Raw genomic sequence first — 17500 nt, 5'->3', positions numbered from 1 at the left:
CAATCCACACGTGGTGCCCGCACCAATCTTCAGCGCCTTGATCTGCGGCACCAGCTTGGCGACCAATGCGTCAGCCACCTGGTCGCCGACACACACGGCAACAGAGATCGCCATGCAACGCTCACCGCACGAACCATACGCCGCGCCCATCAAGGCACTGACAGCGTTATCGAGATCCGCATCCGGCATCAGCACCGCATGGTTCTTCGCCCCGCCCAACGCCTGTACACGCTTGCCGCGCTTGGTGGCTTCGGAATAGATGTACTCGGCGATCGGCGTCGAGCCGACAAAGCTCAACGCCTTGACTTCCGGCGCTTCGATCAGCGCATCCACCGCGCCTTTATCGCCATGCACCACACTCAGCACGCCTTTAGGCAAGCCAGCTTCCTGCAACAACTGTGCAATCAGCAGCGTCGAGCTTGGATCACGCTCCGACGGCTTGAGGATGAAGCAGTTACCACAGACGATCGCCAGCGGATACATCCACAACGGCACCATCGCCGGGAAGTTGAACGGCGTAATACCGGCCACCACACCCAACGGCTGGAAGTCAGACCAGGCATCGATATTCGGGCCAACGTTACGGCTGTACTCGCCCTTGAGGATTTCCGGCGCCGAGCACGCGTACTCCACGTTCTCGATCCCGCGCTTGAGCTCACCGGCCGCATCTTCCAGGGTCTTGCCATGCTCTTCGCTGATCAGCTGGGAGATACGCGCTTCGTTCTGCTCAAGCAATTGCTTGAAACGAAACATCACCTGGGCACGCTTGGCCGGTGGCGTGTTACGCCAGGCCGGGAAAGCTGCCTTGGCCGAATCGATGGCGCTTTGAATGGTTTCACGGCTGGCCAACGGCACCTGGTGAATCACCTGGCCGGTCGACGGGTTGTACACGTCGGCAGTGCGACCGTTTTCGGTGACCAATTGGCCGTTGATCAAATGCTGGATGAGGCTCATGCAGGGCTCCTGAAAAGTTGTTCTATATAGAAGGAGAAATCAGTCGATCTTGTTCAGCACTTCGCCGACCGCATCGAACAAGCGATCCAGGTCCTGCGGCTTGCTGTTGAAGGTTGGGCCGAACTGCAGGGTGTCGCCGCCAAAGCGCACGTAGAAGCCGGCTTTCCACAAGGCCATGCCCGCTTCGAACGGACGCACGATGGCATCACCATCACGCGGGGCAATCTGGATCGCACCGGCCAGGCCATAGTTACGAATGTCGATCACGTTCTTGCTGCCCTTCAGGCCGTGCAGCGCATTCTCGAAATGCGGTGCGACTTCGGCCACGCTCTGCACCAGGTTTTCCTTCTGCAGCAGGTCGAGTGCCGCCAAACCAGCCGCGCAGGCAACCGGGTGGGCCGAGTAGGTGTAGCCGTGCGGGAACTCCACCGCGTACTCAGGCGTCGCCTGATTCATGAAAGTCTGATAAATCTCGGTGCTGGCAATCACCGCGCCCATCGGGATCGCGCCGTTGGTGACTTGCTTGGCAATGCACATCAGGTCCGGGGTCACGCCGAAGCTGTCAGCACCAAACATCGAACCGGTACGACCGAAGCCGGTGATCACTTCGTCGAACACCAACAGGATGTTGTGCTGATCGCAGATCTCACGCAGACGCTTCAGGTAACCCTGCGGCGGAACCAGCACGCCGGCAGAGCCCGCCATCGGCTCAACAAACACCGCGGCGATGTTCGACGCATCGTGCAACTCGATCAGCTTGAGCAGCTCGTCCGCCAAGGCAATCCCGCCCAGCTCCGGCATGCCACGGGAGAACGCGTTGCTCGCCAGCAGGGTGTGAGGCAGATGGTCAACATCCATCAGCCCCTGACCAAAAATCTTACGGTTACCGTTCACGCCGCCCAGGCTGGTGCCGGCGATGTTCACGCCGTGATAACCACGGGCACGGCCGATCATCTTGGTCTTGGTCGCCTGGCCTTTCAGGCGCCAGTACGCACGCACCATCTTCACCGCGGTATCGGCACACTCGGAGCCGGAGTCGGTGAAGAACACATGGTTCAGGTTGCCCGGGGTCAGGTCGGTAATCTTTTCTGCCAGCTGGAACGACAACGGATGACCGTATTGGAAGCCCGGCGAGTAGTCCAACGTACCCAGTTGCTTGGAGACCGCTTCCTGGATTTCCTTGCGGGTGTGCCCGGCGCCGCAGGTCCACAGACCCGACAGCGAGTCATACACCTTGCGCCCCTTGTCATCGGTCAACCAGCTGCCTTCGGCTGCCACGATCAGGCGTGGGTCACGATGAAAGTTGCGGTTGGCGGTGTACGGCATCCAGTGCGCGTCCAGCTTCAGTTGGCTGGCCAGGGTGGACGGAGCGTTTTCGGGCATGTTCATGAGCAAAACCTCGCAAGGCAAAAGGCAGAGTCGGGATTGAAAAGCGTTGTTGCAGCTAAATTGCCACGGGGATAAAGTCGGTGAAATCCAACTCTTCTAACCTTCAGTCAGGCCTTCACTAAACTATGAGCAGCCGTCGACCCGACCCTCTGGCCCAAGTCAGCGACTTCGATATCCGCCTGTTGCGCATCTTTCGCAGCGTGGTGGAGTGCGGTGGCTTCTCGGCGGCGGAAACCGTACTGGGGATTGGCCGCTCGGCCATCAGCCAGCAAATGAGTGATCTTGAACAGCGCCTTGGCCTGCGCCTGTGCCAACGCGGGCGGGCGGGTTTTTCCCTGACCGAAGAAGGACGCGAGGTGTACCAGTCGGCGTTGCAGCTGCTCAGCGCCCTGGAAAGTTTTCGCACCGAGGTCAACGGCCTGCACCAACACTTGCGCGGCGAACTGATCATCGGCCTGACCGACAACCTGGTCACCCTGCCCCACATGCGCATCACCCACGCCCTGGCACAGTTGAAGGAACGCGGCCCGGACGTACAGATCCAGATCCGCATGATCGCCCCCAATGAAGTCGAACAAGGGGTGCTCGACGGTCGCCTGCATGTCGGTGTAGTCCCCCAGGCCAGCGCCTTGTCGGGACTTGAATACCAGCCGCTGTACAGCGAACGCTCGCTGCTCTATTGCGCAGTGGGCCACCCGCTGTTTTACGCCGACGACAAGCAACTGGACGACGACCGCGTCAATAGCCAGGACGCCATCGCCCCAACCTTCCGCCTGCCCGCGGATATCCAGGCGCACTACCAGGCACTCAATTGCACCGCCAGCGCCTCGGACCGCGAGGGCATGGCCTTCCTGATCCTCACCGGCCGCTACATCGGCTACCTGCCCGACCACTACGCCAGCCTGTGGGTACAACAAGGCCGACTGCGCGCGCTGAAACTGGCAACACGTTTTTACGATTTGAGCCTCGCTTCGGTCACGCGCAAGGGCCGTCGCCCTCATTTGGTGCTGGAAAGCTTCCTCGAAAGTCTGGCCGCAACGCGCTAACACGGGCCTTACAGAAAAACCTGAGCAACTGGACAGCTTTTTGCAAGACAAGGGGATCTCGAACCGTCAGCCATGAGTTCCCCGCCATGCCGCCAGAATCCAACACCTCCAGCGACCTGATCTACGGCCTCAACGATAGGCCCAAACCTTTGCCTGCATTGCTTGCCGCGTTGCAGCATGTGTTGGCTGCCTTCGTCGGCATCATCACCCCGCCGCTGATCATCGGCTCTACCCTGGGCCTGACCGCCCACCTGCCCTACCTGATCAGCATGGCATTGATGGTTTCCGGTGTGGGCACCTTCATCCAGGCGCGCAGGCCGTTTGGCATTGGCGCCGGGATGATCTGCCTGCAGGGCACCAGCTTCGCGTTTCTCGGCGCCGTATTGTCGGCCGGGTTTCTGGTCAAGCAACGCGGCGGCAGCCCGGAAGACATCCTGGCGATGATTTTCGGTATCTGCTTCTTCGGCGCCGCAGTGCAGGTCGTGTTGAGCCGTTTCATCGGTCAGCTCAAAAGGGTAATCACGCCGCTGGTGACCGGCATCGTCATCACACTGATCGGCATCAGCCTGATCAAGGTCGGCATCACTGACCTTGGAGGCGGCTTCAATGCCCCGGACTTCGGCGCGCCAACCAACCTGGCACTCGGCCTGTTCGTGGTACTGACCATCATCCTGCTGAACCGCTCGAACACGCCATGGATACGGCTCTCCGCCATTATCATCGGCCTCGCACTGGGCAGCCTCGCCGCCTGGTTCAGCGGCAAGTTGGTGCCCCAAGCCTTGCCTGACTTGCCATTGATCAGCCTGCCTACACCGTTCCACTTCGGTTTCAATTTCGATTGGAGCGCTTTCCTGCCGGTAGCACTGATTTATCTGATCAGCACCATCGAAACCGTCGGCGACCTCACTGCCAATTGCATGATCGCCCGCCAGCCCATCAGCGGCCCGTCCTATATAAGCCGACTCAAGGGTGGCGTACTGGGAGATGGCATCAGTTGCATGATCGCCGCCACCTTCAGTGCCTTTCCCAACACCACATTCGCCCAGAACAACGGCGTGATCCAGCTGACCGGCGTGGCCAGCCGTTACGTCGGCTTGTACATCGGCGCGGTACTGTTTTGCCTCGGGCTGTTTCCGTTGATTGGTGCGGTGCTGCAGCAAATCCCCAAGCCGGTGCTGGGCGGCGCAACCCTGGTGATGTTCGGCAGCGTAGCGGCGGCCGGCGTGCGCATTCTCGCCCAGGCCCCGCTGGATCGGCGCAGCATGCTGATCATCGCCACCTCGTTCGGCGTCGGCCTGGGGATCGCGGCGCAACCGAACCTGCTGCACCTGATGCCAACCCTGGTGCAGAACCTGTTCGACTCGGCCATCACCAGCGGCGGCCTGACCGCCATCGTATTGTGCCTGCTGCTACCTGAAGCCAAGGCTCCCGTGGATGCCGCAAACCGGACCCTGGAAAGCGACACTCTGGAGCCGCTTTAAGGGTTTTATCGTATCGGGACTTGTCTGGGGCTTGAGGGTGGGTTATCTGTGCACACGTCGCCTTCATCGATCTGCACGGAAACCTCCATGAGCCTCGAAGTTCCTGCCCACAGCAACCACGCCGGAAAACCTGCAAGCCGCATTCGCCAAAAGAACGAACAAGCGATTTTGCAGGCCGCCGAAGACGAGTTCGCCCGTCATGGCTACAAAGGCACCAGCATGAACACCATCGCGGCGAGTGCCGGGTTGCCGAAAGCCAACTTGCACTACTACTTCACCAACAAGCTGGGCCTGTACATCGCGGTGCTCAGCAACATCCTCGAATTGTGGGACAGCACCTTCAACACCCTGACCGCCGAGGATGACCCGGCGGCCGCCCTGACCCGCTATATCCGCACCAAGATGGAATTCTCCCGGCGCCAGCCACAAGCCTCGCGGATCTTCGCGATGGAGATCATCAGCGGCGGTGAGTGCCTGACCGAATATTTCAGCCAGGACTACCGCGCCTGGTTCAGCGGCCGTGCGGCGGTATTCCAGGCCTGGATCGACGCCGGCAAGATGGACCCTATCGACCCGGTGCACCTGATCTTCCTGCTGTGGGGCAGCACCCAGCATTACGCCGACTTTGCCACCCAGATCTGCCGCGTGACCGGGCGCACCAAGCTGACCAAGCAGGACATGGAAGACGCCGGCACCAACCTGATTCACATCATTCTCAAAGGCTGTGGCATCAAGCCGGCCCTCTAAACGAAGTTACCCATGCCTTTCACGCTTACCGGCCTTTGCGAGTTTCGCGAAGAAATTCGCAAAAGCCGCTTCATTACCCTCGCCGCCCCGATCAGCAGCCCCCAGGACGCCCAGGCCTTCATCGACCAGCACAGCGACCTGAACGCCACGCACAACTGCTGGGCCTGGAAACTCGGCGATCAATACCGCAGCAACGACGACGGCGAACCCGGCGGCACGGCCGGGCGCCCGATCCTGGCCGCGATCGAAGCGCAGGATTGCGACCAGGTCGTGGTGCTGGTGATCCGCTGGTACGGCGGCATCCAACTGGGCACCGGCGGCCTGGCCCGCGCCTATGGCGGCGGCGCGAACAAATGCCTGCAAGCCGCCGAACGCGTCGAGCTGATCAAACGAGTGCCGCTGAGTTGCTCCTGTGGTTTTGCCGAGCTGCAGTTGGTGAAGCTGCGAGTGGCCGAACTGGGTGGGCTGGTGATGGAAGAAACCTTCACCGCCAATGGCGTCGACCTGCAGTTGGCCCTCGGCGAGGCACATATCGACACCCTGCAAGCGCAGCTCGCCGACCTGAGTCGCGGGCGCATTCTGCTGGAGCGCAGAAACTGCCCACATCTACTGTGCACCTGCCTGTGGATAACCTGAGCACACTCGCCTGTAACCCTTCTGTCATCAGGGTTTCAGGCGGTTGTACAGTTTTTGTTCAAGGCACTGCACGAAAGTATTAATCCAGCTCAAAAACAGTCAGTTAGGCGGGTTATGTCCTTTAGAACAAAGGGCCACAGCGCTTATATCCACTGGTCACGCTTGCGCACAATTACTGTGGAGCAACCTGTGGATAACCCGTGCAAGAGTGACCCCGCAGCAGAGCCTGCAACGTTCCGGCACAACTGAGCATTTTTTGATCAATTTGTTACTCGGCGCACCGGTATCAACTGAGCCACCGCCCACAGCACTTCAAAGACCACGACAATCACCAATACAGTACTGGCACCATGGGCCAGCGCGTAGATCTGCCAGGTGGCAAACAGCACTCGGCCGGCGGCGTCGTAGCGGCCAAAGATCGCTTGTGGGTCGCGGATTCGTAGCACCGACCACACGCAGACAATCGAGCCCATCAGGTTCGCCATCAACATATGCACAGGCGCGAACGGCGGCAGCTCGCCGGGCAGGTTCAACGCCACCAGGGCGTTATGCAGCAGGACAAACGTCCAGGGTGTGACCAGTGCGGCGGTGACGATCAGGTCGTACCAACCGCTGGCCCGAACCAGTCGACGGTATTGGTGTGCGGTCCACATAGCCGTAAGCTCCTTAAATTCAAGAAGCCAGCAGGCTAAAGCCTGGAGTATGCTCCAGGGTCAAGCCCCCTTGAGCCCTCTACATGCGTATCGGCGAATTAGCCCAGGCCAGCCAGGTCAGTCGCGACACCCTGCGTTTCTACGAGCAACGCGGGCTGATTGCCGCGCAACGCAGTGCCAACGGTTACCGTGACTACCCCGCCGACATGGTGCAACTGGTGCTGTACATCAAGACCGCCCAGCGCCTGGGCTTCAGCCTGGGTGAGATCGGCAACAGCGTCGGCGCATTATGGCAAGCTCCAGACCCCGACAGCGCCGTGACCCAGCTCCTGCAAGACAAGCTCAACCTGATCGAAACCCGCATCGCCGAACTCGACCAACTGCGCCAGGAGTTGCAGCAAAGGCTCGGCCAGCGTTGTCCACTGAACCCGTGAACCTCCACCGTCAAAGGAAGCCATTCATGTCCACTTCAAAAACCGCACTGATTATCGGCGCCTCCCGGGGCCTAGGCCTTGGCCTGGCCAAGCAACTGCTGGCGGACGGCTGGGACGTGACCGCCACCGTGCGCGACCCGCAAAAGGCCGATGCCTTGAAGGCCTTGGGCGATGTGCAGATCGAAAAGCTCGACATGGATGACCAGCAGGCGGTAATCGCCCTCAGCCAGCGCCTCAAGGAAAAAACCTTCGACCTGCTGTTCGTCAACGCAGGTGTCAAAGGCCCGGCCAACCAGGAACCGGGCCACGCCACCCTGGCTGAAGTCGGCCAACTGTTTTTCACCAACGCCGTGGCGCCGATCAACCTGGCCCAGCGTTTTGTCGGGCAGATCCGCCCAGGCACCGGCGTGCTGGCCTTCATGAGTTCGATCCTGGGCAGTGTCACCATTCCCGACGGCTCGGATCTGGCGCTGTACAAGGCCAGCAAGGCCGCCCTCAACTCCATGACCAACAGCTTCGTCACCCAATTGGGCGATCAGAAACTGACCGTTCTGTCGTTGCACCCGGGCTGGGTGAAAACCGACATGGGTGGCGAAAACGCCCACATCGACGTGCCCACCAGCGTGCGCGGCCTGGTTGACCAGGTGAATGCCTACACCGGCAAGGGCGGCCATCACTTTGTGGACTACAAGGGCGACACCATCGCCTGGTAAAAAACCGGGATCGTTATCGGCCGATTGCCGTCGATAACGATCCACACGTAAACTGCGCACCTCGCCCTCCCCGGCGACCCTGGATCAGCAGACAGGGCAACACTGAGCTGGCAAACCTGAACCCATCATTCAGAGGAGCCGGCCAATGCCTGCGACCCGTATCTGGTTAAAAAACCCCCTCGCGATTTTCACTGCCAATGGCCTCGACGCCCGTGGCGGCCTGGTGCTGCAAGACGGTGTGATCACCGAAGTGCTGGGCTGGGGCCAAGAACCCTCCGTGCCCTGTGGGCAAGTCTTTGATGCCCGCGAGCATGTGGTGCTTCCGGGGCTGATCAACACCCACCATCACTTCTATCAAACCCTGACCCGCGCCTGGGCGCCGGTGGTCAACCAGCCGCTGTTTCCCTGGCTGAAAACCCTGTATCCGGTCTGGGCCCGACTCACCCCGGAAAAACTCGCGCTGGCGAGCAAAGTGGCCCTGGCCGAACTGCTGCTCTCGGGCTGCACCACGGCGGCAGACCACCACTACCTGTTCCCGGACGGCCTGGAACAGGCGATCGACGTGCAGGTCGACAGCGTGCGCGAACTGGGAATGCGCGCCATGCTCACCCGCGGCTCCATGAGCCTGGGCGAGGCCGACGGCGGGCTGCCACCGCAACAAACCGTGCAGCAAGGCGAAGTGATTCTGGAAGACAGCCGCCGCCTGATCCGCCAGTACCACGAGCGCGGTGACGGCGCACAAATCCAGATCGCCCTGGCGCCCTGCTCGCCGTTTTCCGTCACCCCGGAAATCATGGAAGCCAGCGCCGAGCTGGCCAACCACCTCGACGTGCGCCTGCATACCCACCTGGCGGAAACCCTCGACGAAGAAGACTTCTGCCTGCAGCGTTTCGGCCTGCGCACCGTGGATTACCTCGACAGCGTCGGCTGGCTAGGCCCGCGCACGTGGCTGGCCCACGGGATTCACTTCAACCCTGAAGAAATCGCACGCCTCGGAGCTGCCGGTACCGGCATCTGCCATTGCCCGAGCTCGAACATGCGCCTGGCTTCCGGGATATGCCCAACGCTGGACCTGCTGGCCGCCGGCGCACCGATTGGCCTGGGGGTGGACGGTTCGGCGTCCAATGATGCGTCGAACATGATCCTCGAAACGCGCCAGGCCCTGTACATCCAGCGCCTGCGTTACGGGGCAGAGAAGATCACCCCGGAACTGGTGTTGGGTTGGGCGACAAAAGGTTCGGCGCAGTTACTCGGTCGCAGCGACATCGGCGAACTGGCCGTAGGCAAACAGGCCGACCTGGCGTTGTTCAAGCTCGATGAACTGCGCTTCTCCGGCAGCCATGACCCGATCTCGGCGCTGCTGCTGTGTGGCGCCGACCGAGCGGACCGGGTGATGGTCGGCGGCAAATGGCGGGTGATCGACGGGCAGGTCGAGGGCCTGGACCTGAAAGGCTTGATTGCCGATCACAGCCAGGCGGCACGGGAACTGATCAACCGGACTTAACTGAAGAAACACTTTTCAAATGTGGGAGCGGGCTTGCTCGCGAATGCGTTGGGTCAGTCAACATATCTGGCGACTGACACTCCGTATTCGCGAGCAAGCCCGCTCCCACACAAGCCCGGTTTCCACAATTATTTCTGCGGTGTTTTCAGGATTGGTTACAGTCCAAGCAGCGACAGCATGATAAACGTCGCAAACAACACAAAATGGGTCATCCCTTCGATGGCGTTGGTTTCGCCATCGTTGAGGTTGATCGCGCTGACAATCAACGTGATAAACACCATCACGGTCTGCACCGGCGTCATCGCCATCTGAAACGGCTGACCGGTGTACAAGGCCATGGCTTCCATCACCGGCACGGTCAAAATCACCGTCGACAGAGAAGCCCCCAGCGCGATGTTCACCACCGACTGCATGCGGTTGGCCAGCGCTGCGCGCAACGCGGTCAAAATCTCCGGGGCGGCGGAAATCGCGGCCACGATGATCGCCGTGATTACCGGTGGAGCCCCCGTGCCTTCCAGGCCTAGGTCGAGGGTCTTGGACATCACCTCGGCCAACGCGCCAATCACGATCACGCCAAACACCAACGTCCCGATGGAAAACGCCAGGTTGATCGGCGGCGACTCTTCTTCCGGCTGTTTCTTGCGGCGTTTTTCCGGGTAGCTGTAGCTGAAGAAATAACTGTGGGGCCCCACCTGCATCCGCAGGAACAACGTGTAGAGCACTACCATCGCGCCGATGGTGAAGGCCGAGTAAATTTTCCAGTCGGCCTCGGGGATAAATTCCGGCACCACCATCGACACACCCATGGCGGTAAGGATCATCACGCTGTAGGTGCGCGCCGAATCGTCGTTGTAGGACTGTTCACCATGCTTGATGCCGCCCATCAGTGCAGCCAGGCCGAGGATGCCGTTGATGTCGAGCATCACCGCCGAATAAATGGTGTCGCGCACCAGGGTCGGCGAGGGCTCGTTGCTCATCATGATCGCCAGGATCACCACTTCCACCAGCACGGCGGCGAGGGTCAGGATCATGGTGCCGTAGGGGTCGCCGACCTTTTCCGCCAGTTGCTCGGCGTGATGGGCCACGCGCATCGAGGCCACGACGATAAAGCCGATCAGCGCTATGCCAGCCAACAGCGCCACCATCTGCCCGCTGTGCAGCATCCAGTGCTCCAGCGGGTAGGCAGCGATGGCGGCAATCAGCGCCAGCAGCATGAATTTTTCTTGCTTGATAGATGTGAGCATTGCAGGCCTTTTGAACGCGGCGAATCCGTCATTGATGGGGTACAGACTGCACCGCGCCGCTAACGTTTCGTTACACCTTAGTTCATGCACTGCTTGCACGGTGCCTGTGGATGCTCACCGCTTGGTCAGGTTTTGCCGATTATTTCGGCGTGCGCCTGTAGAATGCCGCCATTGCACCTGATGAGAATTTATAAATGTACGATTGGCTCAACGCCCTGCCCAAGGCTGAATTGCACCTGCACCTGGAAGGCTCGCTGGAGCCTGAGCTGCTGTTCGCCCTGGCCGAACGCAACAAGATCGCGCTGCCGTGGAACGACGTCGAAACCCTGCGCAAGGCCTACGCCTTCAACAACCTGCAAGAGTTTCTCGACCTCTACTACAAGGGCGCCGATGTACTGCGCACTTCCCAGGATTTCTACGACCTGACCTGGGCCTACCTGCTGCGCTGCAAGGCGCAGAACGTGATCCACACCGAACCGTTCTTCGACCCACAGACCCACACCGACCGTGGCGTACCGTTCGAAGTGGTGCTCAACGGCATTGCCGCCGCCTTGAAAGACGGCGAGCAACAACTGGGCATCACCAGCGGTTTGATCTTGAGCTTCCTGCGCCACTTGAGCGAAGAAGAGGCCGAAAAAACCCTCGACCAGGCACTGCCATTCCGTGATGCGTTTGTTGCCGTGGGCCTGGACAGCTCGGAAATGGGCCACCCACCGAGCAAGTTCCAGCGCGTGTTTGATCGTGCCCGTCACGAAGGTTTCCTGACCGTCGCCCACGCCGGTGAAGAAGGCCCGCCGGAGTACATCTGGGAAGCCATCGACCTGCTGAAGATCCAGCGTATCGACCATGGCGTACGCGCCATTGAAGACGAGCGCCTGATGCAGCGGATCATCGACGAACAGATCCCGCTGACGGTGTGCCCGTTGTCCAACACCAAGCTCTGCGTGTTCGACGACATGTCCCAGCACAACATCCTCGACATGCTTGAGCGTGGGGTGAAAGTGACGGTGAACTCGGACGATCCGGCGTACTTCGGCGGTTATGTCACCGAGAACTTCCATGCGCTGTACACCTCGCTGGGCATGACCCAGGACCAGGCCAAGCGCCTGGCGCAAAACAGCCTGGATTCACGGTTGGTCAAGCCTTAATCAGCGACCGGTCTGGCGAGCCGGGCAATTTCCAGTTGCCCGGCTTCACTGACCTGCAACGCCTGGGACTCATTGATCACGCTGACCCAGTTCGACTGCAGGCACAACTGCAACAACGCGGCCCCCAACGCACCGCCCAGGTGTGGCTGCTGTTCGCTCCAATCAAAACAATCGCACACGATCGGCTGAGCCAGTGCCTGGGTAAAAATCCCCAGCGCTGCGAGTTTGCGCGCACCTGACGGCGTCACGTCCGTACGCTGTTCCGCGCGCTCGATCCACCCGGCCGCCATCATCCGTTGATACAAACCCGCTGCCAGCTCGCCCCCCAGGTGACCATGGCACAGCCGCGCTCGCCGTAAAGCCGCAGGCGCAGTCAATGACCGCGAATGAATGGGCGTGCTGCGGGCGACACTGGCCATCGTGGTGCAGGCCAATGCATCCACGGCGGCCCCCACATCGGCGGCGGCCACCCGGAAAAAGCGTTTGCCGCTGCGGGCTTCGACACGCAGCAGGCCACCGGCCGTCAATCGCGTCAGATGCGCATTCGCCGAGGCCGATGACAGCCCGGCAAGTGCCGCCAACTCATCGGAGGGTTTGGCCGAGCCGTCCATCAATGCCCACACCATCGCGGTGCGTTTCGGGTCGGCCAGCAAGGTGGCGATCTGACTGATGCAAGGTGCCTGTTCCATGTGCTCATTCACTCCCTGTTGAATCATTTGTCTGCTGCGTCTGGCGGAAAAGTATAAGCGTGAAAACGCCGGGTTCCGTGCCGTCTTACAGCGCAACCAAGGACAGAAGCTGAAGGAAATTTCCCGATATCCCCGGGGTTATGGTGTAGAGGCTGATCGCTCCGGCAATTGCGCAGTCAATGTCGCACAACGGGCAACGAGCATTTCCCGCAGAAGATTGATCGGCTTGCTCAGTTGCGCGCGATGGGCACACAACAGATTGAGCGGCGTACGTTCGCCCCGCAGCTCCGGCAGGATCAGCCGCAGGCGCCCCGCCAGCACATCCGAGCTGACATCCAGCCAGGACTTGTAGGCGATACCCACCCCCGCCACCGCCCAGCGTCGCACCACATCGGCATCATCACTGAAGCGGTCACCGGTCACCGTCAGGCCGACATCACGCTTGCCATCGTTAAACCCCCAATGGTCATGCACCCGGCTGCCGAGCATGTACAGCAGGCAATTGTGCTGGGTCAGTTGCTCCAGGTGGCGCGGCTCGCCGTGCCGCGCCAGATAGCTGGGAGCAGCGCAGAGCACGCGGCAGTTGTCCGGGGCGATGGGCAACGCGATCAGGCTGGAGTCTTCGGGTTCGCCGTAGCGCAGGGCGATATCCACCGGCTGGCGGAACAGGTCGGCAATCCGGTCGCCCAACAACAGGCGTACGCTCAGGTCGGGGTATTCGCGCTGGAACTCATCGAGCCAGGGCAACAACTGGTTACGGCCAAAGTCCGACGGCGCCGAGAGTTGCAGCACCCCGCTGACCTGATCCTGGCCGCTGGCCAACAACCGCCGGCCTTCATCCAGGCTGCTCAAGGCGGCCCGGGCGTACTCCAGGAAGCCTTCGCCCTCGGCCGTGAGGCGCAGGCTGCGGGTGGAACGCGCCAACAACCGTGCGCCCAACTGCTGCTCGATGCGCTTCAACGCCGCGCTGGCCACCGCCGCCGACATGTCCATCACCCGTGCTGCCGCCGAAAGGCTGCCCAGGTCTGCCGCACGCACAAACAACTGCAAGTCATCAAAACGCAGCACGCCGACCGCCCATTATCAAAAAAGCATTGAAAGAGACTGCTCTTTTAGCGGGTTTTATCTTCCAGAGAAATAGCCAATCATCTGTCCATCCCGTTCATCACGTGTCTGGAGTCGAATATGTCTGCTGCCTTTAACGTCATCGCCACGCTGATCGCCAAACCCGGCCAACAGGCCACCCTGGAAACCCTGCTGCGCGAGCTGCTGGAACCGACCCGCATCGAAGCCGGCTGCCAGCAGTACGACCTGCACCAGGACCTGCAACACCCCGAGACCTTCTACATGCTCGAACGCTGGAGTGACGACGCCGCGCTGGCCGACCACGACCAGAGCGCGCATATCCAGAATTTCCGCACCAAGGCTGCCGACGTGCTTGAGCATTTCGAACTCAAGCGCCTGAAGTTTATTGCCTGATCAACCGCCCCCTTTTTTGGAAACCATCATGAAAGCCATCGCCTACTACGCCGCACTGCCGATCAACGATCCAAAATCCCTGCAAGACATCGAACTGCCCGAACCGGTCGCCGGCCCCCGCGACCTGCTGGTGGAAGTCAAAGCCATCTCGGTGAACCCGGTGGACACCAAGGTGCGCCAGAACGTCGCCCCGGAAAACGGCGCGGCCAAAGTGCTGGGCTGGGACGTGGCCGGTGTGGTCAAGGCCGTGGGCAGCGAAGTCAGCCTGTTCAAGGTCGGCGACAAGGTGTTCTACGCCGGCTCCCTGGTACGCCCCGGCGGCAACAGCGAACTGCACACTGTCGATGAGCGCATCGTCGGCCATATGCCGAAAACCCTGGGTTTTGCCGACGCTGCTGCACTGCCGCTGACCGCCATCACCGCCTGGGAATTGCTCTTCGAACGCCTGCAAGTGCGTGAAGGCAAGGCCGATGAAGGCCAGAGCCTGCTGATTGTCGGTGCTTCGGGTGGTGTGGGATCGATCCTGACCCAACTGGCGAAACAGCTCACCGGCCTGAAAGTCATCGGCACCGCCTCCCGTCCTGAAACCCAGGCATGGGCCAAGGACCTGGGCGCCGACCTGGTGATCGACCACAGCAAACCGTTGAGCGAAGAGCTGAAAAAAGCCGGCCATCCGCAGGTGAACTACGTCGCCAGCCTGACCCAGACCGACCAGCACCTGGACCAACTGGTGGAAGCGCTGATTCCCCAGGGCAAACTGGCGCTGATCGTCGATCCCAAGGCATTGGACGTAAGCAAGCTCAAGCGCAAGAGCCTGTCGCTGCATTGGGAGTTCATGTACACCCGTTCGATGTTCGAGACCAGCGACATGATCGAGCAGCACAACCTGCTCAATCGCGTCGCCGAACTGATCGACGCCGGTACTCTGAAAACCACCGTGGGCGAGCACTTTGGCGTGATCAACGCGGCTAACCTGCGCCGCGCCCACGAACTGCTGGAAAGCGGCAAGGCCAAGGGCAAGATCGTGCTGGAAGGGTTCTAACGAAAGGTTCTGTCAGTGTCGTCTGTTATTCATGTGAGTAATGGACGACACCGCTAGTCAGAGACTTGATCCTTGTCATATTTGTGAGCGTATTCGGGTTTATATTGGCCGCCTTTGCCACGCAATTTACGTGAGGAAGTCAGCAATGAAGATCCTGATAAAAGCGCTAGCAAGATCCGAAGGCAACAAATGGCAGGTCCGTCTCGACCAGAACGCCTTTACCTTCCGCAGTGAGGCCGAGGCCCGCGCGTTTGCCGACACCCTGCAAACCCGTATCCAGGCGCCTCACCGATTCCCCGAAAGCCAGCAGCGCTCTGCTGGCTGATCCTGATCAGTCCGCCGCTTGCAGTGCCCGTTGGCGCTGCAGGCGCCGGGTCAGCATCGCGAACGTTACGGCCAATACGCCACACAAGCTGATGACCATTGCCATCGGCATCGCCGTGCCGTCGTGCAGCACGCCGACCAACGACGCTGCGCCTGCGGCCACACCAAACTGAATGCAGCCGAGCAACGCCGACGCGCTGCCCGCCCGAGCGCCCTGCCCGCTCATGGCGCAGGCCGAGGTATTGGGCAAAATGCAGCCCAGGCTGGCGATGCAGATAAACAGCGGTACCAGCAGTGGCCACAAAGCGTCCGTACGCAGCGCAGTAATTGCCAGCAACGACAGACCCGCCGCCAGGTAAACCCACACCGTGCGCGACAGCAGAAACGCCGGCCCGCGCGAGGCCAGCAGGCGCGCATTGACCTGTGCCACCAGGATAAAGCCGGCGGCGTTGGAGCCGAAGACCCAGCCATAGTGCTCGGCGGGCACGCCATAGAGCTTGATAAAGACGAAGGGCGAGCCCGCGATGTAGGCAAACATACCGGCAATCGAGATGCCGCCGGTCAAGGCATAGCCCAGGTACACCCGGTCCGACAGCAACCGGCCGTACTGGCGCAGTGCGCCTGACAGCGGCTGGCGCGGTTGATGGGCCGGGAAGCTTTCCGGCAGCCCGACTGCTACCGCAATGGCCGCCATCACACTGAACGCCGTGAGCGCCAGAAAGATCGACTGCCAGCCCCAGACGCCAACCATCACCCCGCCCGCCAGCGGCGCGAGGATCGGCGCCAGCCCGGTGACCAGCATCAGTTGGGAAAACACCTTGGCCGAGCCCACCGCGTCGCATTTATCGCTGACCACCGCCCGCGAGATCACCATGCCCGCGCAGCCGCCCAGGGCCTGGACGAAACGCGCGCCGATCAGCCATTCCAGGGACGGCGCGTACGCACAGGCGAAGGAGGCCAGGGTAAACAGGGTGACGCCGCTGAGCAGCGGCCCGCGCCGGCCAAAACGGTCTGCCAGCGGTCCATAGATCAACTGGCCGATCGCCAGGCCCGTGAAGTACACGGCCAAGGTCAGCTGAATATGTTTTTCGTCGGTGCCGAATGCCACGGCCATGGCCGGGAAACCCGGCAGGTAGAAGTCGATGGCCAGCGGCGCGAACGCGCTCAAGGCCCCCAAGATCAGGATTATACGAAGGTTCATCAGGCACCCAGGTGAGTCGGCAGCCCAACAGTCTAGCCGGGCTCGGGTGCCTTGAACATTAAGTTAGCTCGCTAACTATTCAAAAAGTCAGGCGAGCTTGGCGCTGTAGCCTTCTTCACTGATCAGGTTGATCACCTCTGCCGGCGACAGCAGGCTGCTTTCCACGCCGACTTCCTTTGTCGCGAGGTCGACGCGCACGCTGGCCGCCGGGTCCTTATCCTGCACCGCCTGGGTTACCGAGCGGACACAGTGGCCGCAGGTCATTCCTTCAACGCTGAATACTTGCATGACATGACTCCTTTAATGAGGTTGCCCGCAGTGTTGACCTTGCCACGATGGCAAGGTCAAGTTCTGAAAACATCGGCCGGGCTGGCATTCATTCGCGCCCTCGGCCAAGCTGCACTTATCCACGATGTGAACCTCGGAGAATTCGCCATGCGCTGGTCATTTTTTGGCCTTGTCAGCCTGATGGGCTTGTTTGCTACTGTGCCACCGGCCAGCGCAGATGAAGATTATGCGGTGCTGATCATTTCCCGGGAGCGCCTGGAAGTGCCGACCAACTGCGAGATTGGCTTGTACATCCAGGACCAGTTGGCCGGGCGGCTGTTCCAGGAGCAAGCCACCTCGTTCAACTTGCCGGCCGGAAACGTGTCGTTGCGCCTGAAATTGTTGCCGGGCCAGTCCCAGGGCTGCTTGCCGGGCATGCTCGCACCACCGGCGCAAAACATCACGTTGAAGGCGGGTGACGTGCGCAAGTTGCGTATCGCGCAAGGTCCGGACGGCATGTACCTGAAACCGGCCGCACTGGAATACTAA

General features: G+C 60.9%; 20 protein-coding genes (1 of these 20 cut by a window edge). 12 read left to right on the top strand and 8 right to left on the bottom strand.

The genetic code is table 11. From position 1 onward, the window contains the following. A protein-coding gene (locus tag JV201_RS03265; protein WP_003211182.1) for a CoA-acylating methylmalonate-semialdehyde dehydrogenase crosses the window boundary here: on the bottom strand, window positions 1-954 show its 5' portion. It extends 540 nt beyond the left edge of the window; 954 of the gene's 1494 nt are visible here — the first part of the coding sequence; it begins with the start codon at window positions 952-954; its stop codon lies off the left edge, out of view. A gap of 39 nt (window positions 955-993) precedes the next feature. Then, entirely contained in the window at window positions 994-2343 is a 1350-nt protein-coding gene (locus JV201_RS03260; protein ID WP_008430786.1) for an aspartate aminotransferase family protein, read from the bottom strand. A gap of 125 nt (window positions 2344-2468) precedes the next feature. On the opposite strand from JV201_RS03260, the gene JV201_RS03255 reads away from it, so the two are divergent. The 4 genes from JV201_RS03255 (at window position 2469) to JV201_RS03240 (ending at window position 6253) form a co-directional block, all read left to right on the top strand. Further along, window positions 2469-3389: a LysR family transcriptional regulator gene (locus JV201_RS03255; RefSeq protein WP_219406509.1), complete on the top strand. Its 921-nt coding sequence runs from the start codon at window positions 2469-2471 to the stop codon at window positions 3387-3389. An 86-nt stretch (window positions 3390-3475) separates the two neighbouring features. Beyond that, on the top strand, window positions 3476-4870 hold the full coding sequence (locus tag JV201_RS03250) for a uracil-xanthine permease family protein (protein WP_219406508.1): 1395 nt from the start codon (window positions 3476-3478) through the stop codon (window positions 4868-4870). An 87-nt stretch (window positions 4871-4957) separates the two neighbouring features. Beyond that, window positions 4958-5617 (top strand): TetR/AcrR family transcriptional regulator, encoded by a 660-nt coding sequence (locus JV201_RS03245; protein ID WP_003211175.1) that lies wholly within the window; start codon window positions 4958-4960, stop codon window positions 5615-5617. Between the two features lie 12 nt (window positions 5618-5629). Beyond that, window positions 5630-6253 carry a YigZ family protein gene (locus JV201_RS03240; protein WP_219406507.1) on the top strand — a complete coding sequence of 208 codons (624 nt, stop codon included), beginning with the start codon at window positions 5630-5632 and terminating at the stop codon, window positions 6251-6253. Between the two features lie 260 nt (window positions 6254-6513). Here JV201_RS03240 and JV201_RS03235 read toward each other — a convergent pair whose 3' ends face one another. Further along, complete coding sequence (locus JV201_RS03235) at window positions 6514-6906, bottom strand: hypothetical protein (protein ID WP_178912268.1); 393 nt, start codon at window positions 6904-6906, stop codon at window positions 6514-6516. Between the two features lie 83 nt (window positions 6907-6989). Here JV201_RS03235 and JV201_RS03230 point away from each other — a divergent pair, with 83 nt between their 5' ends. The 3 genes from JV201_RS03230 (at window position 6990) to JV201_RS03220 (ending at window position 9557) form a co-directional block, all read left to right on the top strand. Next, window positions 6990-7340, top strand: a complete 351-nt coding sequence (locus JV201_RS03230) for a MerR family transcriptional regulator (RefSeq protein ID WP_003211171.1) — start codon at window positions 6990-6992, stop codon at window positions 7338-7340. Between the two features lie 26 nt (window positions 7341-7366). Next, window positions 7367-8053, top strand: coding sequence for an SDR family oxidoreductase (locus JV201_RS03225; protein ID WP_008430775.1), 687 nt, complete (start codon window positions 7367-7369; stop codon window positions 8051-8053). Window positions 8054-8198: 145 nt separating this feature from the next. Next, entirely contained in the window at window positions 8199-9557 is a 1359-nt protein-coding gene (locus JV201_RS03220) for an 8-oxoguanine deaminase (RefSeq protein WP_219406506.1), read from the top strand. 155 nt (window positions 9558-9712) lie between these two features. Here the strand turns inward: JV201_RS03220 and JV201_RS03215 are convergent, their stop codons facing one another. Beyond that, window positions 9713-10801, bottom strand: a complete 1089-nt coding sequence (locus JV201_RS03215; protein ID WP_003211166.1) for a calcium:proton antiporter — start codon at window positions 10799-10801, stop codon at window positions 9713-9715. Between the two features lie 194 nt (window positions 10802-10995). Between JV201_RS03215 and JV201_RS03210 the strand changes: the two genes are divergently transcribed. Beyond that, entirely contained in the window at window positions 10996-11949 is a 954-nt protein-coding gene (locus JV201_RS03210) for an adenosine deaminase (RefSeq protein WP_219406505.1), read from the top strand. Here the strand turns inward: JV201_RS03210 and JV201_RS03205 are convergent. Next, window positions 11946-12638: a helix-turn-helix transcriptional regulator gene (locus JV201_RS03205; protein WP_219406504.1), complete on the bottom strand. Its 693-nt coding sequence runs from the start codon at window positions 12636-12638 to the stop codon at window positions 11946-11948. The genes JV201_RS03210 and JV201_RS03205 overlap by 4 nt on opposite strands. A gap of 138 nt (window positions 12639-12776) precedes the next feature. After that, entirely contained in the window at window positions 12777-13706 is a 930-nt protein-coding gene (locus JV201_RS03200; protein WP_087693475.1) for a LysR family transcriptional regulator, read from the bottom strand. A gap of 117 nt (window positions 13707-13823) precedes the next feature. Here JV201_RS03200 and JV201_RS03195 point away from each other — a divergent pair, with 117 nt between their 5' ends. The 3 genes from JV201_RS03195 (at window position 13824) to JV201_RS03185 (ending at window position 15484) form a co-directional block, all read left to right on the top strand. Continuing rightward, a complete protein-coding gene (locus JV201_RS03195; RefSeq protein WP_003211158.1) occupies window positions 13824-14117 on the top strand; it encodes a putative quinol monooxygenase in 294 nt (97 codons plus the stop codon). Between the two features lie 28 nt (window positions 14118-14145). Further along, window positions 14146-15159 carry a zinc-binding alcohol dehydrogenase family protein gene (locus tag JV201_RS03190; RefSeq protein ID WP_219406503.1) on the top strand — a complete coding sequence of 338 codons (1014 nt, stop codon included), beginning with the start codon at window positions 14146-14148 and terminating at the stop codon, window positions 15157-15159. A gap of 145 nt (window positions 15160-15304) precedes the next feature. After that, window positions 15305-15484, top strand: coding sequence for a hypothetical protein (locus JV201_RS03185; RefSeq protein WP_003211153.1), 180 nt, complete (start codon window positions 15305-15307; stop codon window positions 15482-15484). A 6-nt stretch (window positions 15485-15490) separates the two neighbouring features. Here the strand turns inward: JV201_RS03185 and JV201_RS03180 are convergent, their stop codons facing one another. Continuing rightward, a complete protein-coding gene (locus tag JV201_RS03180) occupies window positions 15491-16684 on the bottom strand; it encodes a multidrug effflux MFS transporter (RefSeq protein WP_003211152.1) in 1194 nt (397 codons plus the stop codon). Between the two features lie 87 nt (window positions 16685-16771). Beyond that, window positions 16772-16972, bottom strand: a complete 201-nt coding sequence (locus JV201_RS03175; protein WP_003211150.1) for a heavy-metal-associated domain-containing protein — start codon at window positions 16970-16972, stop codon at window positions 16772-16774. A 147-nt stretch (window positions 16973-17119) separates the two neighbouring features. Between JV201_RS03175 and JV201_RS03170 the strand changes: the two genes are divergently transcribed. Further along, window positions 17120-17500: a hypothetical protein gene (locus tag JV201_RS03170; RefSeq protein ID WP_177049188.1), complete on the top strand. Its 381-nt coding sequence runs from the start codon at window positions 17120-17122 to the stop codon at window positions 17498-17500.

The organism is Pseudomonas sp. Colony2 (assembly GCF_019382755.1).
GTDB lineage: Bacteria > Pseudomonadota > Gammaproteobacteria > Pseudomonadales > Pseudomonadaceae > Aquipseudomonas.
This window is presented reverse-complemented; position numbering and strand designations above follow the sequence as displayed.